21 protein-coding genes are annotated in these 22,512 nt (G+C 73.2%); 5 read left to right on the forward strand and 16 right to left on the reverse strand.

What is annotated here, in order from left to right; all coding sequences use genetic code 11:
- Positions 1-76: 76 nt before the first annotated feature.
- The 6 genes from AB0J36_RS29720 to AB0J36_RS29745 form a co-directional block, all read right to left on the reverse strand.
- Complete coding sequence (locus AB0J36_RS29720; protein WP_007460594.1) at positions 77-337, reverse strand: hypothetical protein; 261 nt, start codon at positions 335-337, stop codon at positions 77-79.
- Positions 337-1,653 (reverse strand): PLP-dependent aminotransferase family protein, encoded by a 1,317-nt coding sequence (locus tag AB0J36_RS29725; protein ID WP_357119024.1) that lies wholly within the window; start codon positions 1,651-1,653, stop codon positions 337-339. Before AB0J36_RS29725 ends, AB0J36_RS29720 begins: the two co-directional genes overlap by 1 nt.
- A gap of 4 nt (positions 1,654-1,657) precedes the next feature.
- Positions 1,658-2,758 carry an alpha-hydroxy acid oxidase gene (locus AB0J36_RS29730; protein WP_363661424.1) on the reverse strand — a complete coding sequence of 367 codons (1,101 nt, stop codon included), beginning with the start codon at positions 2,756-2,758 and terminating at the stop codon, positions 1,658-1,660.
- A complete protein-coding gene (locus tag AB0J36_RS29735; protein WP_357119030.1) occupies positions 2,751-3,737 on the reverse strand; it encodes an alpha/beta hydrolase in 987 nt (328 codons plus the stop codon). The genes AB0J36_RS29730 and AB0J36_RS29735 overlap by 8 nt, the downstream gene beginning before the upstream one ends.
- A gap of 9 nt (positions 3,738-3,746) precedes the next feature.
- Entirely contained in the window at positions 3,747-4,958 is a 1,212-nt protein-coding gene (locus AB0J36_RS29740) for a cytochrome P450 (RefSeq protein WP_357119033.1), read from the reverse strand.
- Between the two features lie 66 nt (positions 4,959-5,024).
- Positions 5,025-6,329, reverse strand: a complete 1,305-nt coding sequence (locus AB0J36_RS29745; RefSeq protein ID WP_357119036.1) for an SGNH/GDSL hydrolase family protein — start codon at positions 6,327-6,329, stop codon at positions 5,025-5,027.
- A gap of 286 nt (positions 6,330-6,615) precedes the next feature.
- Between AB0J36_RS29745 and AB0J36_RS29750 the strand changes: the two genes are divergently transcribed.
- From AB0J36_RS29750 to AB0J36_RS29760, 3 genes are read left to right on the forward strand one after another with little or no spacing between them, the layout of a single operon-like run.
- Positions 6,616-8,175, forward strand: a complete 1,560-nt coding sequence (locus AB0J36_RS29750; RefSeq protein WP_357394248.1) for an AMP-binding protein — start codon at positions 6,616-6,618, stop codon at positions 8,173-8,175.
- On the forward strand, positions 8,172-9,386 hold the full coding sequence (locus AB0J36_RS29755; protein ID WP_357394246.1) for an MFS transporter: 1,215 nt from the start codon (positions 8,172-8,174) through the stop codon (positions 9,384-9,386). Before AB0J36_RS29750 ends, AB0J36_RS29755 begins: the two co-directional genes overlap by 4 nt.
- A gap of 49 nt (positions 9,387-9,435) precedes the next feature.
- Positions 9,436-10,329, forward strand: coding sequence for an aminoglycoside phosphotransferase family protein (locus tag AB0J36_RS29760; protein WP_357394243.1), 894 nt, complete (start codon positions 9,436-9,438; stop codon positions 10,327-10,329).
- 3 nt (positions 10,330-10,332) lie between these two features.
- Here AB0J36_RS29760 and AB0J36_RS29765 read toward each other — a convergent pair whose 3' ends face one another.
- The gene (locus AB0J36_RS29765; RefSeq protein WP_357394241.1) at positions 10,333-10,899 is read right to left on the reverse strand and encodes a hypothetical protein; all 567 of its coding nucleotides are present in this window, start codon (positions 10,897-10,899) and stop codon (positions 10,333-10,335) included.
- Between the two features lie 219 nt (positions 10,900-11,118).
- Here AB0J36_RS29765 and AB0J36_RS29770 point away from each other — a divergent pair, with 219 nt between their 5' ends.
- Positions 11,119-12,057 carry an exo-alpha-sialidase gene (locus AB0J36_RS29770; protein WP_357394238.1) on the forward strand — a complete coding sequence of 313 codons (939 nt, stop codon included), beginning with the start codon at positions 11,119-11,121 and terminating at the stop codon, positions 12,055-12,057.
- 9 nt (positions 12,058-12,066) lie between these two features.
- Positions 12,067-12,759, forward strand: coding sequence for an SGNH/GDSL hydrolase family protein (locus tag AB0J36_RS29775; RefSeq protein ID WP_357394236.1), 693 nt, complete (start codon positions 12,067-12,069; stop codon positions 12,757-12,759).
- 71 nt (positions 12,760-12,830) lie between these two features.
- On the opposite strand, the gene AB0J36_RS29780 is transcribed toward AB0J36_RS29775, so the two are convergent.
- The 9 genes from AB0J36_RS29780 to AB0J36_RS29820 form a co-directional block, all read right to left on the reverse strand.
- Positions 12,831-14,189, reverse strand: coding sequence for a hypothetical protein (locus AB0J36_RS29780; RefSeq protein ID WP_357119057.1), 1,359 nt, complete (start codon positions 14,187-14,189; stop codon positions 12,831-12,833).
- Complete coding sequence (locus AB0J36_RS29785; RefSeq protein WP_357170394.1) at positions 14,186-15,154, reverse strand: transketolase C-terminal domain-containing protein; 969 nt, start codon at positions 15,152-15,154, stop codon at positions 14,186-14,188. Before AB0J36_RS29785 ends, AB0J36_RS29780 begins: the two co-directional genes overlap by 4 nt.
- Position 15,155: 1 nt before the next feature.
- Complete coding sequence (locus AB0J36_RS29790) at positions 15,156-16,127, reverse strand: thiamine pyrophosphate-dependent dehydrogenase E1 component subunit alpha (protein WP_357394234.1); 972 nt, start codon at positions 16,125-16,127, stop codon at positions 15,156-15,158.
- Positions 16,124-16,915, reverse strand: coding sequence for a DUF3050 domain-containing protein (locus AB0J36_RS29795; RefSeq protein WP_357119066.1), 792 nt, complete (start codon positions 16,913-16,915; stop codon positions 16,124-16,126). Before AB0J36_RS29795 ends, AB0J36_RS29790 begins: the two co-directional genes overlap by 4 nt.
- Before the next feature lie 2 nt (positions 16,916-16,917).
- Positions 16,918-17,829 (reverse strand): phytanoyl-CoA dioxygenase family protein, encoded by a 912-nt coding sequence (locus AB0J36_RS29800; RefSeq protein WP_357394232.1) that lies wholly within the window; start codon positions 17,827-17,829, stop codon positions 16,918-16,920.
- Entirely contained in the window at positions 17,826-18,902 is a 1,077-nt protein-coding gene (gene hppD / locus AB0J36_RS29805) for a 4-hydroxyphenylpyruvate dioxygenase (protein WP_357119072.1), read from the reverse strand. The genes AB0J36_RS29800 and hppD overlap by 4 nt, the downstream gene beginning before the upstream one ends.
- Positions 18,903-18,974: 72 nt before the next feature.
- Complete coding sequence (locus AB0J36_RS29810; RefSeq protein ID WP_357394229.1) at positions 18,975-20,213, reverse strand: beta-ketoacyl-[acyl-carrier-protein] synthase family protein; 1,239 nt, start codon at positions 20,211-20,213, stop codon at positions 18,975-18,977.
- Between the two features lie 102 nt (positions 20,214-20,315).
- Complete coding sequence (locus tag AB0J36_RS29815; RefSeq protein WP_357394227.1) at positions 20,316-21,932, reverse strand: class I adenylate-forming enzyme family protein; 1,617 nt, start codon at positions 21,930-21,932, stop codon at positions 20,316-20,318.
- On the reverse strand, positions 21,929-22,423 hold the full coding sequence (locus AB0J36_RS29820; RefSeq protein WP_357119081.1) for a beta-ketoacyl synthase chain length factor: 495 nt from the start codon (positions 22,421-22,423) through the stop codon (positions 21,929-21,931). Before AB0J36_RS29820 ends, AB0J36_RS29815 begins: the two co-directional genes overlap by 4 nt.
- Between the last annotated feature and the right edge of the window lie 89 nt (positions 22,424-22,512).

Below are 22,512 nucleotides of genomic sequence, written 5' to 3' on the forward strand. Positions count from 1 at the left end.
GGGGGGGGGGGGGGGGGGGGGGGGGGGGGGGGGGGGGGGGGGGGGGGGGGGGGGGGGGGGGGGGCGTGGGTGGGGGTTAGTTCAGGGGGCGTTTTAGGTGGTAGCGGTGGACTTCGGTGCTGCCCTGGACGTTGTTGACGTCCTCGGCCGCTGAGACCAGCTCCCAGCCCTCGCGGCCGGCGCGGTTGAGGTGCGCGATGGCCGTGTCGCCGTAGGCGGTGATGTCCTTACGGGACCCGTCCGGGCCGTACCAGACGAACGAGACGGTGAAATTGCGACCCTGTCCCTGATAGCGACGAACGAGCAGGGCGTACTCCCAGGCAACCATGCGGCCCATTATGACCGTCCACGCAGGAGCTCGTCGGTGACGAGGGCGGCGAGTCGGTCCAACCCGACGTCGATCTGCTCCGGCGTCACCGCGCTGACCGACAGCCGCAGCGCGCGCACCGGCGCGGTGTCGTCGTAGAAGTGCGCCATCGGCGTCCACAGCACGCCGTAGTCCCGCCCCGAGATGTCCAGCAACGCGTCGTCGACGACGAACGGCACGGTCACCACCACGAAGAACCCGCCGGCCGGCACCGTCCAGCGCACCTCCGGCCGGTCCGCGAAACGCCGGGCCAGGCCGGCCACCAGGTGGCGCAGGTTGCGGGCGTACGCGGCCCGCTCCCGGGTGTTCGCGGGCACCAGGCTGCACCCGTGCTCCAACAGCCGCCCACCGATCACCGCCTGCGCGAGCGGTGAGGTGTTCACGGTGACCATGCTCTTGATCATGGCGAGTTGGTCGGCGAGCGGCCCGACGCGGCCGTCCGGTCCGGCCACCCGCTGGTCGGCGACCACGTAACCGACCCGGGCCCCGGGCAGCACCGTCTTGGCGAAGGAGCCGAGGTAGACCACCCGCCGGTCGGTGTCCAGCGCCTTCAGCGTGGGCGGACGCGGCCCGTCGGCGACGGCGAACAGCCCGTACGGGTTGTCCTCCAGCAGCAGTAGGTCCTCCTCGGCGGCCAGCGCCAGCAGCCGCTGCCGGTCGGCGACGTCGATGCTGGTCCCGGACGGGTTGGCGAAGTCCGGCATCACGTAGCAGGCGCGGGGCCGTAGGCCCGCCTGGCGGGCGCGGCGGGCCTGGGCCCGCAGGTCGCCCAGGTCCACCCCGGACGGTCCACCGGCGACCGGCCACACCGGCAGGTCCACCAGCCGGGCCGCCCCGGTCAGCCCGACATAGGTCGGCGCGACCGCCAGCAGCACGTCCGTCGGGCCGGTCCGCAACGCCCGCAGCACCAGGAACATGGCCTCCTGACACCCGACGGTCACCACGACGGTCTCCGGGTCGACCGTGATCCCCTCGTCGAGGGCGAGGTTCCGGGCGACCAGGTGGTGCACGATGCCCTTGGTCCGGCCGTACTGCATCAGCAACCGGCGTGCCTGCTCGGGCGAGTGCCCCCGCTCGTCGACGAGGTGCCGGTGGAACGTGTCCAGGTGCCGGTGCACCGCGGCGACGTCGAGGAACTCCTCGTACGGGCGGCCGGCCGCGAGCGACACCGCCGCCGGATACCGTTCGGACACCTCGTTGAGGAAGTTCATCGAGGTCAGCGCCGGGTCGCCGAGCGCGGGGTGCAGATCGGCGACGGTGAGGTCGGCCGGTTCGGTGGCGTCCACCGGCTCAGCCCGTCCGGAGGGTCCGTAGCCCGGCCGCCGCCGCCGGGTCGGCGCAGCCGGCGAGGTTGAGCGCGTCCCGCACCTCGGCGGCGAGCAGCGCCAACGCGTCCTGCGCGCCGCGCCGCCCCCCGACGGCCAGCGCCCAGAGCAGCGGCCGGCCGACCAGGACGCCCGCCGCGCCCAGCGCCAGCGCCCGCAGCACGTCGGTGCCGCCCCGGATCCCGCTGTCCAGCAGCACCTGAGCACCGTCGCCGACCGCGTCGACGACCTCCGGCAGCATGGTGACGCTGGCCGGGGCGCCGTCCAACTGCCGGCCTCCATGGTTCGACACCACCACCGCGTCCGCCCCGATCCGTACCGCCTCGACCGCGTCACGGGGGTCCAGCACCCCCTTGACGACCAGCGGCAGGTCGACGTGCTCGCGCAGCCAGGCCAGATCCGCCCAGCGCAGGGCCGCCTCGAACGACGCGTCGGTGTGCGCGGCGATCGCCGAGACGCCGGGGACGCCCGCGTGGGCGAGCGTGTCCCTGCCGTACGGCAGGTTCGCGGCGACCACGTCCGGCGGCAGCCGGAACGCGTTGCGCAGGTCGCGGGGGCGTCGGCCGAGCACCGGGACGTCCACGGTGACGACCAGGGCACGGCAGCCCGCTGCCACGATCCGGTCCAGCAGGTCGCGGACCAGGGCCCGGTCCCGCAGCCAGTAGAGCTGGAACCAGACGTGGGCGCCGGTCGCGGTGATCTGTTCGATCGGCGTGCTGCTCAGCGTGCTCGCCACGAACGGCACGCCGGCCGCGCCGGCCGCCGTCGCGAGGCCTGCCTCGCCGTCCGGGTGTACGAGCCGCTGGTAGGCCATCGGCGCCACCCCGACCGGCAGCGCGTACGGCTCACCGAGCAGCCGTACGCCGGTGTCCACCGCATCCCTGCCGCGCAGCACCCGGGGCAGCACGGCGACCCGGTCCAGCGCGGTGCGGTTGGCGGCCAGGGTCACCTCGGCCGCGCCGCCGCCAGCGACGTAGTCCCACACGTCCGGGGCCAGCACCGCCCGAGCCTGTTCCTGGTAGTCGGCGAACGTCACCGGCCGGTCGGCCAGCACCCGCTCAACCACCGCGTACCCCCGTGCCCTCCGGCTGGGCCGGCGCCGCCTCCCGATTCGACGACACACCGAACCGGTCCCGCAGGAACGCCGCGGCGCTGTCCTGCGCGCGCCGGCCGTCGGTGAACACCCCGGGCATGGCGAAGAACCCGTGGATCATGCCCGGGTAGTGGTCGGCACGGACGGTCACGCCGGCGGCGTCCAACCGCTCGGCGTAGCGCTGCCCCTCGGCGCACAGCGGGTCCAGCTCGGCGGTGATCACCAGGGCCGCCGGCAGGCCGGACAGGTCGTCGGCGCGCAGCGGCGACGCCAGCGGGTCCCGCGCCTGCTCCGCGTCGGTGAGGTAGTGCGTCCGGTACCAGGCCACCGAGTGACGGTTGAACAGGGTCGGGTCGTCGCCGACCGGGCCGGACGCCTCGCCGCCGATGTCGGTGTTCGGGTAGACGAGCAGTTGCGCGGCCAGCGCGGGCCCGTCCGTGCGGCAGAGCAGGGTCACGGCGGCGGCGAGGTTCCCGCCGGCGCTGTCCCCGCCCACCGCCAGCCGCGTCGGGTCCACACCGAACCGGTCGGCGTTCTCGGCGATCCAGACGGTCGCGGCGTGGCAGTCGTGCACGGCGGCCGGGAAGGGGTGCTCCGGGGCGAGCCGGTAGCCGACGGTCACCACCTGACAGGGCACCGCGTTGGCCAGCCGACGGCAGATCCCGTCGGCGGTGTCGATGCTGCCGAGGGTCCAGCCGCCGCCGAAGAAGTACAGCAGGGTGGGCAGCGGACCCGACCCGGCCGGCCGGTACACCCGGATGGGCAGGTCACCACCCGGACCGGGAATGTGCTCGTCGCGTACCTCGGCGACCTGCTCGACCGCGCCGCCGCCGGCGCGGATCGCGGCCAGGTCCGCGGCGCGCGCCTCGGCGAGGGTCTGCGTGTACAGCGGCGGCGTGCCCGCCGCGGCGCGGGCGGCGCGGTAGGCCGCCACCTCCGGGTGCAGGGCCATGCTGATCTCCTATCCGCCGGTGCTGACCAGCAGCTTGTCGATGCCGCGCAGGAAGAGGCTGCCGCTGTACGTCGGGGTCTCGGTGACCGCGAGCCGGGGGAACCGGGCGAACAGGCGGGGCAGCGCGAGGCGTCCCTCCAGCCGGGACACCGCCGCGCCGAGGCAGAAGTGCAGGCCCACCCCGAAGGCCAGTGACGGCGGTCCGGCGCGGGTCGGGTTGAAGACGTCCGGGTCGGGGAACCGCGCCGGGTCCCGGTTGGCCGCGCCGATGATGATGAGCACGTTGTCCCCCTCGGCGACCGGCACGCCGGCCAGCACGGTGTCCTCGGGCGCGGCCCGGGCGAGGAAGTGCACCGGGCTCTGCAGGCGCAGCACCTCGTCGACGCACCCGGCGGCGAGGGCCTCGTCGGTGGGCAGCGCGGTGACCGCCCCCGGGTGGGCCAGCAGCAGCGGCAGGCCGTTGCTGAACATGTAGACGGTGGTGACGAAGCTGGCGTTGAACAGCACGATCAGGTTGCTGATCAGCTCCTCCTCGGTCAGCTCCACCTCGCCCGAACCGACCGCCTCGACCAGAGCGCTGATCAGGTCCTCGCCGGGCGTACGGCGGCGGTGCGCCAGCAGCTCCCGGTAGAACGCCCGCAGCTCCTGCGCTGCGGTGTTCGCGGCGGCCAGCCGCTGCGGGGTCTTGCCGGCCACGTCCAGGAACTCGTCGATACGCTCCACCCGATCCCGGTACCAGGTCAACTCCCCCGCCGGGATGCCGATGAACTCGGCCATGACCAGCGCCGGAATCGGGTACGCGAAGTCGGCCACGAAGTCGACGACACTGTCGCCGGCGTCGGCCATCCGGTCCAGCAGCTCGTCGACGACGCGCAGGATCACCGGCTCCAACGCGCCGAGACGACGGGGCGTGAACGTACGCGAGAAGACGTGCCGCATCCGGGTGTGGTCGGGCGGATTGATAAACATCATCGACGTCTGGAAGGTGCGCAGGATCTCGTGCTCCTCCCAGCCCGGCGGTGGCTGTTTGGTCCACCGTGGATCGCGCAGCATCGCGTCGATCAGGTCGTAGCCGACCGCCACCGCCGCCACGGTGCGGTGCTCGGCGCGCGGCGGCACCGCGCTGACCGGCCCGAGCCGGTGCAGGCGGGCGTACCACGGGTACGGATTTTGGCGGCCCTCTTCGCTGTAGAGGCCGGTGAGCAGGTCCTGCACCGTCACGACGTACTCCTCCCCAGGATGTCGGTGCTCCGGGGGCGGCGGGGTGGCCCGCCGCCCCCGGCGGTGTCACAGACCGAGCAGCCGTATCGGCACGGCGTCGGCCATCGCCTTGTTGCCGGCGTCGTTCGGGTGGATGTGGTCACCCGAGTCGTACGCGGGCAGCAGTTGGCTGGGCTTGGCCGGGTCACGCAGCACCCGGTCGAAGTCGAGCAGTCCGTCGAACTCCCGGCTGCCGCGCAGGTACGCGTTCACGGCCTGCCGGGTGGCCTCCTTCTCCGGCGTCCACACACCTGGCGCGCCGTGCCCCTCGTACGGCGTCAGCGTGGCCACCAGGCTGGTCAGGCCGCGCTGCTGGAGCTGCTGGTTGATCTGCCGCAGGGTGGCGATGATCGCCTCGGACGAGTCGTTGGACATCCAGATGTCGTTGATGCCGAGGTGGGTGACGACGGTCCGCACCCCGGTCTGGGCGAAGACGTCCTCGTTGAGGCGGGCCGCCGCGTTCGGGCCGAGCTGGAAGTAGCCGGGGTAGTCGCCCGCGCCCGGCTCGGTGCCCTCGTGGTTGAGGCGGTTGCCGGCCAGGCTCAGGTTGAGCACGCCCGGGGTGCGACGGTCGGGCCGGTCGGCGAGCAGCCGGTCGGCGAGCAGGTCGGGCCAGCGGCGGTTGGCGTTGACGGTGCTGCCGTTGCTGTCCCCGATGGAGTCGCCGAGCACGACCAGCGCCCCGGGGGTGCCCTTGCGCTGCACGTCGACGCCGGACAGGAAGAACCAGCAACAGGTGGGCCGGATGGTGAAACCGGCTCCGTCGGCCGCCCCGGTCAGGTCACCGGCGCCGATGAAGTTGGTCTGCTGGGACTGCCCGTGGAAGGTGGTCGGCCCGGTCGGCGTCGGGAAGTGCAGGGTGATCACCAGGTCGCTGTCGTCGGCGACGGCGAAGGTCAGCGGGTCGCTGAGCAGCTCGGCGCCCCGGTTCATGGTCGCCGAGGCGGCGCCGGTGAAGGTCAGCGGGCGCAGCGAGGCCGGGTCGATGTCGGAGACGTCGTCGACGGTGGCGGTGTTCGGTCGGGCGACGGTGGCGCGACCCACCCGAACGGACTGTTCGCCGTAGAGGTTGCTCAGTCGTACGCGCAGCGCCGGGCCGCCCACCGAGACGTGCACGACCATCCGGACGCTCTGGTCGTTCAGACCGGTGTTGGTCAGGCCGACCGAGTTGCCCCGGGTGACCGCCGCGGCCCAACTGCCCGCCCACTCGCCCCGGTCCGGACGATCGGCGACGGTGGAGGATCCGCCGGCGATGGCGACGACGGCGGGTGTTCCGGTGACCAGTAGCGCCGCGAGGGCGGTGACGACATGCCATCTCTTCGGGGTCGACATGGAACCTCCATCGTGTGGCAGCCCAGGGCCGTCCGCTGACGGCTCCCGCCTGGACGATGGTCCAGAAACCTAGCCGCCGCCGATGACGGGCGTCAATCAACTGATCGACGCGATCAAATGTCCGCCGGGCCTGCGGTTTCGCCCGTCGGCCCGGTCCCGGCACGTCTCCGTCGGCCTAGGCTCGCAGGCGGCGGCGGTGCGGTCGCCGAACGCGCGCCCACCGCCCGCGACGTCACCGGGAAACCGACCCGGAGACCGCCGCTCTCCTGCGATGGGGGTTTGCCGGATGACTGACGGACCCGGACACGCGACCTATGTGGACCGGGCGCTGGACCTGTTCGCCGACTTCGGCGATCGGGAGGCGCTGGTCGGCGGTGGCCGCCGCCTGACCTACACCGAGGCCGCCGCGCGGGTACGCGCGATGGCCGCGACGCTGACCGGGCACGGCGTACGGCCGGGCGCGGCGGTGCTGGTGACCATGGGCAACGCCGTGGAGGGGCCGCTGCTCCAGCTCGCGCTGCACCTGCTCGGGTGCCGGACGATGTGGGTCGCCCCGGTCACCGCCCGCCGGGAGGTCGACGAGTTCGTCCGGCTGGCCCGCCCCGACGCCCTGGTCTACGACGCCCGCGACCCGGCCAGCCTGGGGCCGGAGCTGGCCGCCGCGCTGCCCGGCGTACCGGTGTGCTGCCTGGGCCCCGGCGGTGCGGGCCCGGACCTCACCGCCGACCCGGGCGGTTCCGTGCCGCCGACGACGGAGGTCCGCGCGCCGGAGTCGTTCCTCCAGACCAGCGGCACCACCGGCGCCCCGAAGCTGGTGCACCACACCGAGAGCTTCTACGCCCAGATCCTCACCCTCGCGGCCGACTTCCGCGCCGCCGGCTTCCCGCTGCTGCGGCATCTGTCGCACTCGCCCATGTGGTTGGCCAGCGGCCAGATCACCACCCTGTTCAACCTGTTCACCGGCGGCGTGCTGTTCCTGCGCGACGACTGGGACCCGACGGCGTTCGTGGCGACCGTGCAACGGGAGCGGATCAACTCCACCTTCGTGACCCCGCCGATGCTCTACGAGCTGCTGGACCATCCGACGCTGGTGGACGCCGACTTCTCGGCCATGTTCATGTTCAACGTGGGCGCCGGGCCCGCCGCGCCCGCCCGGCTGCGCCAGGCCATCGCGCGGTTCGGCCCGGTGCTGCGCATCGTGTACGGCCTCAGCGAGGCCGTCGTGATCACCGCGCTGCCCGGCCTGACCGACGACCCGGAGCACCCGGAGCGGCTGCGCTCCTGCGGGCGTCCCTACGGCGACGTGCGGATCGAGATCCGCGACGACGACGGCGTGGTGTTGCCGCCGGGCCAGGACGGCGAGGTGTGGGTGCGGAGCCGGCTGAGCTTCGCCGGGTACCACGGGCAGCCCGAGCTGACCGCGCAGACGCTCGTCGACGGCTGGGTCCGCACCCGCGACATCGGCCACCTCGACGAGGACGGCTACCTCTACCTGGTCGACCGGGCGCACGACATGATCGTGACGCACCGGCGGAACTGGGCCATCTTCTGCCGCCCCATCGAGGACGTGCTGGCGGGGCACCCGCAGGTGCGGGCGGCCGCCGTGATCGGCGTGCCGGACGACGAGGTCGGCGAGGCGCCGTACGCGTACGTGGTGCCCGCGCCGGGCGCGACGGTCACGGCGACGGAGTTGATCGACCTGGTGGCCGCCGACCTGAACGAGATGTGGGCGCCGGTCGGGGTGCAGTTCGTCGACCGGTTACCGGTGAACCGGTCGGTCAAGGTGGACAAGCGGGCGTTGCGCGCCGAGTACGCCGCGCGGCGGGCGGCGGCGGTCGGGGCGTGACCCCCCGCCGGCAGTTGGTCGTCCTGGTCGGCGCGGACCTGATCTCCAACCTGGGCACCCGCATCTCGGTGGTGACCATCCCCTGGCTGGTGCTGGTCACCACCGGCAGCCCGACGAAGATGGGTCTGGTCGCGTTCGCCGAGACACTTCCGTACCTGTTGTCCAGTGCCCTCGGCACGCCCTGGGCAGACCGGATCGGCCTGCGCCGGACGTCGATCCTCTGCGACGCCGGCAGCGCCCTGGCGATGGTCGTCGTCGCGCTCACCCCGTGGCTGGGCTTCGCTCCCCTGGTGGCGCTGGTCGCGGTTGCCGGGGCGCTGCGCGGCATCGGCGACCGGGTCAAGCACGTCATGTTCCGGCCGGTCGCCGAGGCCGCCGGGGTGCCCCTGATCCGCCTCACCTCGGCGTACGACGGGTTGAGCCGGGTGGTGACGCTGTTCGGCGCGGCCGTGGGCGGTGTGCTGATCGCCGCGTTCGGGGTGACCCAGGCGATCCTCATCGACGCGGCCAGCTTCGCGATCTGCGCGCTGCTCATCGGTCTCCTGGTTCGCCCGCCGGCCGCCCCGGCGACGCCCGCCGCGCCGGTGGGCTACCTCCGCGCGCTGCGGGACGGCTTCGGCTACCTCGGTCGGGACCGGCCGCTGCTGGGCATGCTGGTGGTCGTCTCGGCGCTGAACATGGTGGCCAACGCGAGCGTGGCCGTCTACATCCCGTTCTGGGTCGCCCGCGAACTACACGGTCCGAGCGGGCTCGGGCTCGTGCTCGCGGCCTTCTCGGCGGGCGCGCTGCTGGGCAACGTGGCGTTCACCGCGCTCGGGCCCCGGCTGCCCGGCCGGCTGACGTTCCTGATCGGGGCGACGGTCGCCGGCACACCCCGACTGGTCGCCCTGGCGATCAGCGACGAACTGCCGGTCGTCCTCGTGGTGACCTTCCTGTCCGGGATCGGCATCGCGGCGGTCAACCCGCTGCTCGGGGTGGCGCTGTACGAGCGGGTGCCACCGGACCTGCAGACCCGGGTGCTCGGCATCGCCGGTTCGCTGGCCTTCGTCGGCCTGCCGGTCGGCGCGCTCCTCGGTGGCTGGTCGGTGGACGCGTTCGGCCTCACCCCGGCGCTGCTGCTGATGGCGGCGGCCTGCCTGTCGGTCACCGCGCTGCCCCTACTGGCCCGGATGACCACACCGTCGCGGCCCACCCCGGTCACCACGTCCTGACCGCGAAACTGGGTTGCGCACGGGGAACGGCGCCCGCAGGCTCGGGCGGATGAGCGCACCCGCACCGCACACCGACGAGCCGGCCGCCCCACTGATCGACGTCGCGTTGGCACGGCACCTGGTCGCCGAGCAGTTCCCGTGCTGGGCCGACCTGCCCGTACGCCCCGTCGAGGTCGGCGGCTGGGACAACCGCACCTTCCGCCTGGGCGACGAGATGACCGTGCGGCTGCCCAGCGACGAGGGGTATGTAGCTCAGGTAGCCAAGGAGCAGCGGTGGCTGCCGGTGCTCCGCGCAGCCCTCCCGTTGGAGATCCCCGTGCCGCTGGCCCAGGGCCGGCCGGGAGCGGGCTACCCGTACCCCTGGTCGGTGTACCGCTGGATCGACGGGCACACCGCGCGCCCCGAGCGGATCGACGACCTGACCCGGTTCGCGACGGACCTCGCCGCCTTCCTGCGGGCCCTGCGCGCCGTCGACGCCGCCGACGGCCCCGCGGCCGGCCCGCACAGCTTCTGGCGGGGAGGACCGCTGTCCACCTACGACGCCGAGACCCGGGCGGCGATCGAGACACACCGCGACCGGCTCGACGTCGACCCGGTCACCGCCATCTGGCAGGACGCGCTCGATGCCACCTGGTCGGGCCCGACGGTGTGGTTCCACGGCGACGTCGCGTACGCCAATCTGCTGGTCCGCGACGGCCGGCTCGCCGCCGTCATCGACTTCGGCTGCTGCGGCGTCGGCGATCCCGCCTGCGACACGGTGATCGCCTGGACCCTGCTGCACGGCGACAGCCGGGCCGCCTTCCGCGACGCGCTCGACGTCGACGCGGGCACCTGGGCGCGCGGGCGCGGCTGGGCCCTGTGGAAGGCGCTGATCACCCTGGACGGTCCCGACCCCGCCGGTTCCCGCCGCGTGATCGACGAACTGCTCGCCGAGCGCCCCTGAGCGTCAGCGGCCGGCCGCCGCCGGGGTGGCGTGTTCGGCGTGGCAGCGCGGGCAGCGCAGCCGCGACGCGACGGTCCGGGGCACCCGCAGCCGTTGACCGCAGGCGCAGGCGAACACCGGCTGGGCCGACCGCAGGTACTCCTCGCGCGTCCGCCGGGGCCAGCTCCCGTGGCAGCGGTGGCAACGCTTCGGCGGGTAGCTGTGGTAGTGGGCCAGCCCGAACGCGCCCAGGAGCATGACGGTGGCGACGACCGGCAGTCCCAGCAGGACCACCAGGGCCGGCGTCACCGCGCCGGACACCACCGCGCCGACCACCGTCAACAGCAGCACCGGCACGCCGAGCAGCAGACCGGCGAAGCCCCAGGTGAAGGTGAGCAGGGACGGCACGAAGAGCGGCCACACCCCGCCGGGCGTCCAGCGGGCCACCCCGTACCCGCCGCAGCGCGGGCAGTTCGGCGAGGCGGCGTGCGGCACCGACCCCAGCGCCTTCGGCGCGAGCCACTCGACGACCCTCTTGAGGATCTCCTCGACGATTTTGCTGGCCAGTTGCTGCAGCAACGATGTGAGCACGCTGCCACCTCCCGACCGCCGCGTCCCACCGTCATCGTGACCGGCCGCCGCCACCGGCCCCGGCCCAGCGCGCCGACGCCACCGCCAACGACGCCTTTCCGACACGCCATCGTTCGTCCTGCGTTCGCCGCACGGCCGTCCGGGCGTCGACGGCGGCGGCTAGCGTCGTCCGTCGTCACCGGGACGTTCCGCCCACCAGCGCCAGGAGGCCCGTCGCGCATGACGTCGTCATCCACCCGTCGCACCAGCGCCGAGGTCGTCGCCGTACACCGGATCGGCGACAGCGCGCCGCACAGCGCGTTCACCGACCTCGTCCGGCATGCCGGTACGTGGTTCTGCGCGTTCCGCGAGGCCGACGGCCACCTCTCCGACGACGGCGTGATCCGGGTGTTGACCTCTACGGACGCACGGGCGTGGAGGTCCGCTGCCGTCATCCGGGCGGCCGGCGACCTGCGCGACCCACGGTTCGTGGCACGCCCCGACGGGCGGCTGCAACTGCTGGCCGCGACCCGGACCGGGACGTTCACGACACTGTCCTGGATGTCCGACGACGGCCACACCTGGGGTGAGCCCACGCCGGTCGGTGAGCCGGACGTGTGGGTGTGGCAGGCCGCCTGGCACGACGACGCCATGTACGGCGTGGGTTACGCCACCCGGGGGCCGAGGTTCGCCCGGCTCTACCGCAGCGTCGACGGGCTCGACCTGCGGCCGTGGGTGCCGACGCTGTTCGAGGGCGGCTACCCCAACGAGTCCGGGTTGGCCTTCGCCCCGGACGGCACCGCGCACTGTCTGCTACGCCGCGACGGCGACGACGCCACCGCGCGGCTCGGTCGGGCGCACCCGCCGTACCGCGAGTGGACCTGGACCGACCTTGGCGTCCGGGTCGGCGGCCCTTCGTTGCGGCGGCTGCCCGACGGGCGGCTGATCGCCGGCGTACGCCTGCTCGACGGCGACGTCCGCACCGCGATCTGCGCCGTCGACGAGGAGCGCGGTGAGCTGACCGAGCTGGTCGCGTTGCCCTCCGGCGGCGACACCAGCTACCCCGGTCTGGTGTGGCACGACGACCGGCTGTGGGTCAGCTACTACTCCTCGCACGAGGAGCGAACCTGCGTGTACCTGGCCGAGGTGAGCCTGGCCGAGGAGGCGGTGGTCGGCTAGCGTGCCGGCATGCCATCGACGCCGAGCGAATCGACGGACCCGTACTGCCTGCGTCCCGGCGAGGCCGCCGAACTGCTGCACGACCACCCGTGGCGACGGTTCGTGGCACTCGGCGACAGCGTCGTGGAGGGCATGTGCGAGCCGACACCGGGCTACCCGGACGTGCAGTGGGTCGACCGCCTCGCCGCCGAGCTGAGGGCCGTACGCCCCGAGCTGGCGTACGTGAATCTGGGCCGGCGCGGTCTGCGCGCACACCAGGTACGGGCCACCCAGCTCGCTCCCGCGCTCGTCGCCGAACCGGACCTGGCGCTGGTGGTCTGCGGCGGCAACGACGCCTTCCATCCGGCGTACGACGCGGACGCGGTCGACGTCGAGCTGACCGCGATGATCGAGGCGTTGCGGGACGTGGGCGCGGACGTGATCACGATTGGCATGTTCGACGTGTCGCACAGCCCGGCCGTCCCCGAGCACATGTGGGCCGGCCTAGGCGAGCGGATGCGCCGCCTCTCCGCCCACACGGGACGGTTGGCCGAACACCTCGGAACAATCCACGTACACCTCACCGACCATCCGCTCACGGCCGACGCGACCCTCTACAGCACCGATGGCCGCCACGGCAGCGGCCGCAGCGACGCGATAGCGACGGCCGAAACCCTCCGTGCCCTGTCCCGCCACCTCCGAGGCTCACCCCGACCTCGTTGATCATGAAGTTATCGCCGCCGTCATCGGCGTGTCGAGGCAACAACTTCATGATCGACGCAGAAAGGACCGGGTTAGTTGTACAGGAGGATTCCGGTTAGGAGGACTCCGTGGGCCAGGTTGAGGATGCCGTCGCCACCGGGGTAGCCGACCCGCGCCAGGCCGCCGGAGGCCGTTCGGCCGAACAGGTACGGGGCCAGGCTGTACGGGACGTCGGCCGTGACCGTCTCGCCGGTCTCGATCTGCACGAAGTCCATCGGCACCCGGTCGGCCGGCAGGTACTGCTGCAGGATCGCCCCGCCCCGGTCGACGGCCGCCCGCAGACCCTCGACCCAGTCCGACGGGCTCAGCTCGGGGCCGATCAGCACGCCGTGCCCAGCCGAGCCGTCCGCCGGCTTCGCCACCAGCGAGGCCTGCTCGGCGATCGCCCGGTCGAGCACCGCGACGGTCAACGGCACCGTGTACGGCACGTGCCGGCGGATCAGCGTCCGGTCGTCGGCGGGCAGGGTGTCGACGTCCTCCCACAGCCAGGCGAAGGTGGTCTTGTTGCCGAGCAGCCAGGCCGCCGACGACACGTACATCGGCAGGGTGCCGGCGGCGAGGGCGCCGGCCACCGCGTCCAGACCGGCGGTCGGGGTGACCCGGTTGGGCACGAACAGCCGGAACAGCGCGTCGACCGGCGCGCCGTCCACGACCAGGCGGTCGTCGGCGTCCAGGGTGGCGCTGGACAGGGGCGCGATGACCAGGTCGAGGCCGAAGTCCCGGGCCCGGACGGCGAGCGGGCTGAGGATCCGGATGAACGTCTCCGGATCGTCCAGGCCCGGGTAGTCGGCGTCGAAGTCCATCAACAGGGCCAGCCGGGCGCCCTCGGGCAGGTCGAGTTCGTCGCGGATCGCCACGAACCGCTGGTCCAGCAGGGACGGCGCGGCCCGGAGCGGCAGGCCGTCGAGGAGCCCGTGCTCGGTGTAGAGCTGCGCGAACCGTTGGATGACGGTGTCGGCGTCGAACCCTCCCCCGAGGCTGCTGTCGATGTTGTACTCCACGAACTTCGGCACGCCGTCGGTGAAGATCACATCCGGCCGGTACGCGGCCAGCAGCGCCTCGGTCAGCGGCTCCGACTCGTCCAGCAGGCGGGTCTCCCCCGCCGGAACGCCGAGCAACCGGCGCAGCTCGCCGGCGGTGTCCACCCGGCGGCGGCAGGCTTCCAGGATCAGTTGGGCCAGCCGGTCGCAGACGTCGTTCAGCTCCCGCCAGGTGTCGGCGGCCAGCACCGGGGGGCGGGCCAGCCGCCACTGCTTGTTGTAGGTGGCCCGGCCGTGAAAGACGCGCTCCCAGGCGGCTGCGCCGGTGGCCACCATGGCCCGGCGGGCCGGCTCGGGCAGGTCCGTCCACGCTCCGTCAGCCGACGGCCAGGGATAGTTCGGGTCGATCATGAGCCGTCCTTCATGGTCAGGTGGATGGCGGTGGCGAGCTGCTCCCGACCGGGCTGCACGGCCCGGTCCAGGGCGGGGGCGAACGGCAGCACCGCGCCGTCGGGTCGGGTCACCCGGCGCGGTGGGGCGAGCAGCCGTACCCGCTCGACGACCGAGGCGATGACCTCGGCGGCGAAGCCGCAGGAGCGGTTGGCGTCGTCGATGACGACGAGGCGGCCGGTACGCGTCACCGACTCACAGACGCCGTCGATGTCGAACGGATAGAGGGTGCGCGGGTCGAAGACCTCCACCGACACCTCGTCGGCCAGCTCGTCGGCGACGGCGAGCGCGTCGTGCACGAGGTGCCCGACCGCGACCACGGTGACGTCGTCGCCGGGTCGGTGCACCCGGCCCCGCCCCAGCGGCACCGGTTCCAGCTCGGCGACATCGTCCCGGACGTCCATCGCGCCGGCCGGCGCGAACACGACCACCGGGTCGTCGTGCCGGATCGCGGTGACCAACAGGCCGTACGCGTCGGCCGGGGTGGACGGTACGACGGTGACCACGCCGACGTGGGCGAAGAGGCTGTACGGGTGGTCGGAGTGCTGCCCGGCCCAGCCGGTGCGCGACCCGGAACCGGGCACCAGGTAGGTGACCGGCACCGCGCACTGCCCGCCGGTCATCAGCGGGAACTTGTGCGCGTGGTTGACGATCTGCTCGAAGACGAGGAACAGCAGCGACGGGATCTGGAACTCGATCACCGGCCGGAGCCCGGCCAGCGCCGCCCCGGTGGCGAAGCTGGTGAACGCCTGCTCGGACAGCGGTGTGTCGCGGACCCGGTCGGTCCCGAACCGCTTGGCGAGCCCGGTCGTCACCAGCGACGCGCCGACCTGGACGTCCTCGCCGAGCAGGAACACCGTCTCGTCGCGGGCCAGCTCGTCGGCGAGGGCCCGGGTCAACGCCCGCCGGTACGACAGTCGGGGCACCTCAACCACCTCCGGTGCGGACGGTCAGGCCGCTGGCGTACAGGTACGCGAGCGCGTCGGCCGGCTCGGGGTGCGCGCTGGCCAGGGCGAACCGCACCGCCTCGTCGAGGGTCGCCTCGACCTCGGCGTCCACGGCTGCCCGGTCGCCGTCGGTGAGCCGGGCGCCCTGGATGTCCACCGGGTCCCGGGACCGACCCCGGGTCACCTCGTCGGGCGGCCGGTAGTCGAGGCGTACCGCGTGTTCGAAGGTGTGGTGGACGTCGAAGCGGTAGGTACGGGCCTCGATCAGCTCCGGGCCGCCGCCGGCGCGCATCCGCGCGACGGCGGCGGACGCGGCGGTGCGTACCGTCTCGGGGTCCTGGCCGTCGACCTGGACGGCCGGGATGCCGAAGGCGGCGGCGCGGCCGGCGATGCTGCCGGCGACCGCGCCGCCGACCGGCATGGTGGTGGCGTAGCCGTTGTTCTCGCAGACGAACAGCACGGGCACCCGCCAGAGCGCGGCCAGGTTGAACGCCTCCAGCAGCATCCCCTCGTTGACCGCGCCGTCGCCGAAGAAGCTCACGCCGACGGTGTCCCGGCCCTGCCGTCGGCGGGCCCAGACCGCGCCGGTGATGATCGCCCCGGACGCGCCGACGATCGCGTTCGCGCCGAGCACGCCGATGCGCAGGTCGGCGGCGTGCATCGAGCCGCCCCGGCCGGCGTTGAGGCCGGTGACCCGGCCGCACAGCTCGGCGAGCATCCGCGCCGGGTCCGCGCCCCGGGCCAGCACGTGCCCGTGCCCGCGGTGGGTGCCGGCGAGCACGTCGTCGACGCCCAGCGCGGCGCAGACGCCGGCGGCGATCCCCTCCTGACCGAGGTACGGGTGGATGCCGCCGGCGATCTGCCCGCCGTGGACCAGCTCCACCGCCCGCTCCTCGAACCGGCGGATCAGCCGGACCGTGCGGTAGAGCCGGACCGGATCGGCGTCGCTCACGCCAGGCCCTTGATGGCGGCGAGGATGTCGTCCCAGAGCCGGGCGCGGGCGGCGAGGGCGGTGTTGACCGTGTCGGCGCACTCCTGCCACCTGGCGTCGTCGTCGCCGCACAGGTCGGCGAGCATCTGCATGGCCATCGGCGTGTGCTGCTCGCCGTCGACCTCGATGTGCCGTTCCAGGTAGTCGACGAACGTGTGCAGCCGGTTGCTGCGTTCGTTGACGGTGACGACCTGGGTGAACATGTCGGGGATCAGGTCCTCGCGGCCGAACGCGAACGCCGCCGCCTGGCAGTGCACCGGGGTCGACTCGATGATCTGCCAGGTGGTCGCGGCGAACCGGGCGGACGCCGCCGGCGCCCCCGCCTCGGCGAGCGCGTCGGTCACCGGCCGGCCCGCGCGCAGCAGGTCGACGAGGGCGTTCACGGCGGTGGTGTCCGCGCCGGCCTCGGCCATGCCCCGCACGTACAGCTCGAAGTGGCTGAGGTAGCCCTCGCCCAGTTCGTCGCTCTCCTCGACCATGACGATGTCGTTGATGAGCCGGCGACTGCCGGTCGGGCCGGTGGGGATCCACGGCACGCTCACACAGGTCAGCTGCCGCTGCAACGACTTCAACAGGGACATGAAGTCCCAGACCGCGAAGACGTGGTGCTCCATGAAGGTGACCAGCGCCTGGTGGGTGTCCAGGTTGGCGTAGAGCGGGTGCTTGACCACGGCGTCGCGGCGCTCGGTCACCGCCGCCTCCAGCCGCTCGATGCCCGGGTGCGTCCTACCCCAGTCGTACCGTGACATTGTCAACCTCCCTGCTGGGCGCGGTCGCGCCAGATGACCGGGCAGTAGTCGGGGTCCGCGTAGTCCGGCCGCCCCTCGTGGGTGCGGCGGACCAGCACGTCGTGGTTGTACGCGGCGAGCGTGCCGTCCGAGAGGGGATACTCCCGCCAGGCGTTGTCGCCGTCCTGCAGGTGCAGCGAGACCGCCTGTCGGGGACGACCGCTGACGTTGGGGCCGCTGCCGTGGTAGGTGCGGCAGTGGTGGAAGCTCACGTGTCCCCTCGGGATCACCATGGGGATCTTGCGGATCTCCGCGCCGTTGTGCGCGGCGTTCTCGGCCAGCATCTCCTCGAGCTGGCTCCGTTCCCGGTCGGCGAAGTGCCGCACCACGGTGTCGTCGACGCCGATCTCCTTCCACAGGTGCGAGCCGTCGACCATCGTGATGGTGCCCATCTCCTCCCCGCAGTCGTGCAGGGGGATGAACGCGGTGAGCATCTTCTCCGACGACGAGGACGCCCAGTAGTGCTTGTCGAAGTGCCAGGGCACGATGTTGCTGGGCTCGCCCTCGATCGGTGGTTTGAGGATCAGGGTGGACTGGAAGACACGGATCTCGTCGGCCTGGGCCAGGCGGGCGGCCACCGCGCCGAGCAGCGGCTTGCGCAGGATCGCGCCGAGCCCGTCGTGTTCGTGGTGGACGTAGTCGTTGTGCCGCTGTACCGGCCCGTTCGACGGCTCCCAGTAGGCGAGCTTCGGTGGGCGTACCGGCAGCCGGCGATCCCGCTCGCCGTCGTAGTAGCGCCGCGCGGCGGCGGCGAGCGCCTCCACCTCGTCATCGGTGAAGATCTTCTTGGACAGGTACCAGCCGTGCTCGGCGTAGTGCCGCACGTCCTCGTCGGAGGGCAGCAGCGCCTGCTCCGCGGCGGTCAGCGCGCTCACGCCCCCACCCCCTGCGCGGCCAGTTCCCGCTCCTTGGCCTCGTAGAGCGCCTTGATGTTGCCGCTGCCGAAGCCGCTCGCGCCCCGCCGCTCGATCAGCTCCAGGAACAGCGTGCGGCGCACGTGCATCGACTCGGCGAAGATCTGCAACAACTGTCCACCGTGGTCGGAGTCGACCAGGACCCCCAGCTCACGCAGGCGGTCCAGCGGAGCGTCAACCCGACCCACTCGTGCCTGGAGGGTGTCGTAGTAGGCGCCGGGGGTGCCGGCGAAGCGAACCCCCCGCCGTCCGAGGGACTCCACGGCCGCCACGATGTCGTCGGTGCGCAGCCCCAGGTGCTGCACGCCCCCACCGGCATGCTGGTCGAGGAAGGCGTCGATCTGCCCAGGCCGGCGGGTACGGTCCGGCTCCAGCAGGACCACGGTGACGCGGCCCGATGGGCTCTGCACCACCTTCGAGTTCATCCCCTGGCCGGCGACCTCGACGTGCTCCTCGAAGATCTGCGCGAAGCCGAACAGCTCCTCGAAGTGCCGGACCGTCCCGTCGAGTTCCCCGGGCGGCACGCACACCGCCAGGTGGTCGACCTCGGCGAGGACCGCCTCGGCGTCGTCCGGCCCCGGCGGCGTCGGCGTGATCACCCCGGGCAGGAACTCGCTTCGACTCCCCCGACGCTGCACCAGGCGGTGCCGCACGTCGGCGAAGCCCTGCACCTCGGCGGTCACCACCTCGGCGTCCGCGCCGGTGCGGGTGGTCGGTGGCGTCACGCCCGTCGCACCCCGGGCCAGCAGCTCGGCGTACGCGCCCACGACGTCGTCGACCTCGACGGCGACGACCGCGATGCCGTCGCCGTGCCGGTGCACGTACCGGGCCGCCGGATGGTCGACGCTCAGCCCCGAGGTGAGCAGCAGTCGGATGTCGCCGTGGCAGAGCAGCAGCGAGCGCTGCCCGGTCAGCCCGGTCTCCGGGCCGCCCTGCCCGCAGAGCTGGAAACCGACGGCGGTGCTGAACCAGAACGCCGCCTGTCGGGCGTCGCCTACGTAGAGTTCGATGTGGTCGATACCACGGATGTCCATGTCGTCACGTGCCCTTCCCCATGCTTCGCCCGTGTTGCCGTCCGGACGCCCCCAGCCCGGGATGCGCGTCGCTCACCTCCTCGGCTCGGCGACCCGCGCGAGCACCAGGCTCACGTTCTGGCCGCCGAACCCGAACGAGTTGGTCAGCGCGTACTCCGCGTCGGACCGGCGGGGCGTCCCCCGGATGTGGTCACCCGGGCAGGCCGGGTCCAGGTCGTCGAGGTGGTACGTCGGCGGCAGCAACCCCCGACCGAGCGCCAGCGCGGTCGCCGCCGTCTCCAACACCCCGGACGCGCCGAGCAGGTGACCGGTGAGCGCCTTGGTGGAGCTGACCGGCACGCCACCGTCGCCGAACACGTCCGCGAGGGCCGTGGTCTCCGCGATGTCGCCGAGCTTCGTGCCGGTGCCGTGCGCGTTGACGTAGCCGACCGCCGCCGCCGGCACTCCCGAGCTGCGCAGCGCGCCCCGGATGCACGCCGCCGCGCCCGCGCCGTCCGGACGCGGGGCGGTCGGGTGGTACGCGTCGGTGGTCGCGCCGTAACCGGCCACCTCGGCGTACCCCCGGGCGCCGCGCGCGGCGGCGTGCTCGGCACGTTCGAGGACCAGCAGCGCCGCCCCCTCGGCCAGCACGAACCCGCTGCGGGAGGTGTCGAACGGCCGGCTCGCCCGGGTCGGGTCGCCGCCGGCGCGGGCCAGTGCCCGCGCGTTGCCGAACGTGTCGGTGAAGGTCGGGAAGAGCGGCGCCTCACTGGCCCCGCAGACCACCACGTCGGCCTCCCCGCACCGGATCAGCCGGACCGCGTCGGCGACCGCCTGGGCCCCCGAGGCGCAGGCCGTGCCGACCGACGAGCTGTAACCCCGGATGCCGTACGCGATGGCGATCCGCGCCGCCGGCATGTTCGGCAGGATGCCGGTGAGCAGGTACGGGCTGACCGCCGACCGTCCCCGCGCCGCACGGGCCAGCACCTGCGACTCCAGGGTGGCCAGCCCGCCGACACCGCCGACGATCACGCCGATCCGGGAGGGGTCGACGTCGCGGCCCACCTCGATGCCGGCGTCCGCGAGCGCGTCGGCGGCGGTGAGCAGCGCCAGGACCACGGTCCGGTCCAACACCCGGCTCTCCGGGCCGGGCAGGACGCTGCGCGGGTCGATGTCGGGCAGCAGACCGGCGACGTCCAGCGAACCCGACGCCGGATGGCCCTCGGGTGGGCGGGCCAGCCCGGACCGCCCGGTCGTCAACGCCTCGAAGGTCTCCTCGACGCCCCGCCCGACCGGAGAGAACAGGCCCATCCCGGTGATCAGCGCGCTCACGCCGGCGCTCCGCTTCGCTCCGCGCCGGCGCGAGACTCCGAGCGGCTGAGCTGCTTGGTTCGCTCGCTCCGCTCGCTCACGCCGGCGCTCCGACCCGCCCGCTCACGACGCGGCCTCGGTGAGGTAACGCTCCCGCAGGGCCACCTTGCGGACCTTGCCGGTCACGGTCACCGGAATGTCGTCGGAGCGTACCGGCACGACCCGGCGCAGCGTGGCGCCGACGTCCGCGCCGAGGGCGGCGCGCACCCGTTCGGTGCGGTCCTCGGCCTCGTCGGCGCCGGCGGCCAACTCCAGCAGCACGTCGGTCACCACCCGCCCGCCCTCGGCGACGATCACCACCGTGCAGTCGGTGACGTCCGGGCAGGTGGCGAGGATCCGCTCCTCCGACAGCGCGGTGAAGAACCGCCGCCCGTCCCCGGCGTCGACCGAGTCGACCGCGCGGTCCAGGTGGTAGTACCGGCCCTCGGCGTCGGCGCGGACCAGGTCGCCCGTGAGGTACCAGCCACGCTGGCGGAACCGGTAGGTGGTGGCCGAGTCGTTCCAGTAGCCCCGGAACAGCGACGGCGAGTCGACACCCAGGAAACCCACCTCGCCGACCGGCACCGGCTCGCCGTCGGCGTCCAGCACCGCGACCCTGGTGAACTGGTACGGCCGGCCGATGCAGCGGCCGTACCGGTCGGTGTCGGCGCGGTGGGTGATGTGGAACATCGAGTGCCCCATCTCGCTGGAGCCCAGCCCGTCGATGAACAGCGAGCCGGGCACCCGCGCCACCCCGTCGCGGGTGACGGTGTCGTGCCAACCGACTGCGACGAGGCGGCGGATGTGCGGCTCGTGCGAGCAGTCGCCGGTGTTGAACCACAGCCGCACCGAGTCCAGGTCGTACCCGGACAGGTCGAACCGGGCCAGCTCGGCCCAGGTGACCGAGAAACCGAACACCCCGTCGGGACGCCAGCGTTGGATCGCGTCGAGGACCCGCTCGCCGCCCTGCTCGGAGAGCAGGAACATCTGGGCGCGGTTACCCAACGCCTGGTTGACCATCAGCACGGTCGCGGTGTGCGGTGCGGGAAGGGCGTTGAGGATCCGGCTGGTGCCCTGCGCCTGCGGCATGCTCAGCAGGTGCCGGGTGGCCGCGAAGAGGCTGGCGTGGGAGTGCAGCACCGCCTTGGGCACCCCGGTCGTCCCGGAGGTGTGGGTGATCACGATCGGGTCGTCCGGGTGGTGCCGGTAGTGCGGCGGGGCCTTCGCCGGGTCGCCGGTGCCGGCCCGCGCGGGCGTGCCCAGCACCGGTACGCCCAGCTCGTGCCCGGCCAGCAACGCGGTGTGCGCGTCGTCGGCGAGCACCCCGACACCACGCAGCCGACGGATGTACTCGGCGGCGATCTCCGGGCGGAGCTTGCCGTTCATCAGCGCCGGGATCGCGCCGAGCCGGGCCAGCGCCAGGAAGCTGAGCACCATATCGGCGGCGGCGGTGGCCCAGACGGCAACCGGGTCGCGGGGGCGTACCCCCTGCTCGTGCAGCCACGCGGCGCGGGCGGCGACCCGCTCGTCGAGCTGACCCAACGTGAGCGGCGTCTCGGCCGGATGCCCGTCGACGGCGGTGTCGAAGGTCAGCGCCGGCCCGTCCGGGTCGGCGCCGTGCGCCAGCACGCGGGCCAGCATGTTGCCCGCGCCCAGCTCGGTGTCGGCGGCCAACCGGCCGCGCAGTCCCGGTGTCCTCATGGTCGTGCTCCTCCCCCCAGCAGCACCGCGACCGCCTCGGTGGACAGGTCGGGCGTCTGTTCGATCAGGATCAGCAACACCTCGTCGGCGTCGCCGTCGTCGTGCAGTAGTGCCGCCTGCGCGGTGCCCTCGGCGTACGGGTCGCCGGTGGGGCTGAGGCAGACCACCGGGCCGCGCAGTCCCCAGCGGGCCGCGAGGTGCCCGGCGACGCTGTTGGGCACGGACTGGTAGAAGAACAGCGGCCCGATCCGTCCGCCGGCCTCGACCGTCACGCGGACGTGATCGGCGCTGGCCCGGTCACCGCTGGCGCTGACCAGCACGATCGCGGTGCGTACCCCCTCCGGCACCGGCTGGTCCCCGTACCGCCGCCGCAGGCACCGCTCGCCGACCGCCACGACCGTGGGCGCGAACGCCGAGTGCACGAACCCCGGCACCCCCGGCACGACCCCGTCCCCCGGCTCGGGCCAGCGCGCCCGCGCGAGCTCCCGCACTCCCACCTCCCGCGATCTTGCGGTTTCTGTTGTGGATTCGCGTTCTTCGCCGGATTCGTCGGCGCAGAAAGTGCACGATCGCGGGGAGG

This window comes from Micromonospora sp. NPDC049662 (genome assembly GCF_040675055.1).
Taxonomy (GTDB): domain Bacteria; phylum Actinomycetota; class Actinomycetes; order Mycobacteriales; family Micromonosporaceae; genus Micromonospora.

Excerpts from the sequence above, each read along its gene's own strand:
- AB0J36_RS29770 (WP_357394238.1), top strand. The coding sequence starts at position 11,119 with ATGACGTCGTCATCCACCCGTCGCACCAGCGCCGAGGTCGTCGCCGTA.
- hppD (WP_357119072.1), bottom strand. The coding sequence starts at position 18,902 with ATGGACATCCGTGGTATCGACCACATCGAACTCTACGTAGGCGACGCC.
- AB0J36_RS29780 (WP_357119057.1), bottom strand. The coding sequence starts at position 14,189 with ATGATCGACCCGAACTATCCCTGGCCGTCGGCTGACGGAGCGTGGACG.
- AB0J36_RS29815 (WP_357394227.1), bottom strand. The coding sequence starts at position 21,932 with ATGAGGACACCGGGACTGCGCGGCCGGTTGGCCGCCGACACCGAGCTG.
- AB0J36_RS29775 (WP_357394236.1), top strand. The coding sequence starts at position 12,067 with ATGCCATCGACGCCGAGCGAATCGACGGACCCGTACTGCCTGCGTCCC.
- AB0J36_RS29735 (WP_357119030.1), bottom strand. The coding sequence starts at position 3,737 with ATGGCCCTGCACCCGGAGGTGGCGGCCTACCGCGCCGCCCGCGCCGCG.
- AB0J36_RS29745 (WP_357119036.1), bottom strand. The coding sequence starts at position 6,329 with ATGTCGACCCCGAAGAGATGGCATGTCGTCACCGCCCTCGCGGCGCTA.
- AB0J36_RS29750 (WP_357394248.1), top strand. The coding sequence starts at position 6,616 with ATGACTGACGGACCCGGACACGCGACCTATGTGGACCGGGCGCTGGAC.
- AB0J36_RS29760 (WP_357394243.1), top strand. The coding sequence starts at position 9,436 with ATGAGCGCACCCGCACCGCACACCGACGAGCCGGCCGCCCCACTGATC.
- AB0J36_RS29720 (WP_007460594.1), bottom strand. The coding sequence starts at position 337 with ATGGGCCGCATGGTTGCCTGGGAGTACGCCCTGCTCGTTCGTCGCTAT.
- AB0J36_RS29795 (WP_357119066.1), bottom strand. The coding sequence starts at position 16,915 with ATGTCACGGTACGACTGGGGTAGGACGCACCCGGGCATCGAGCGGCTG.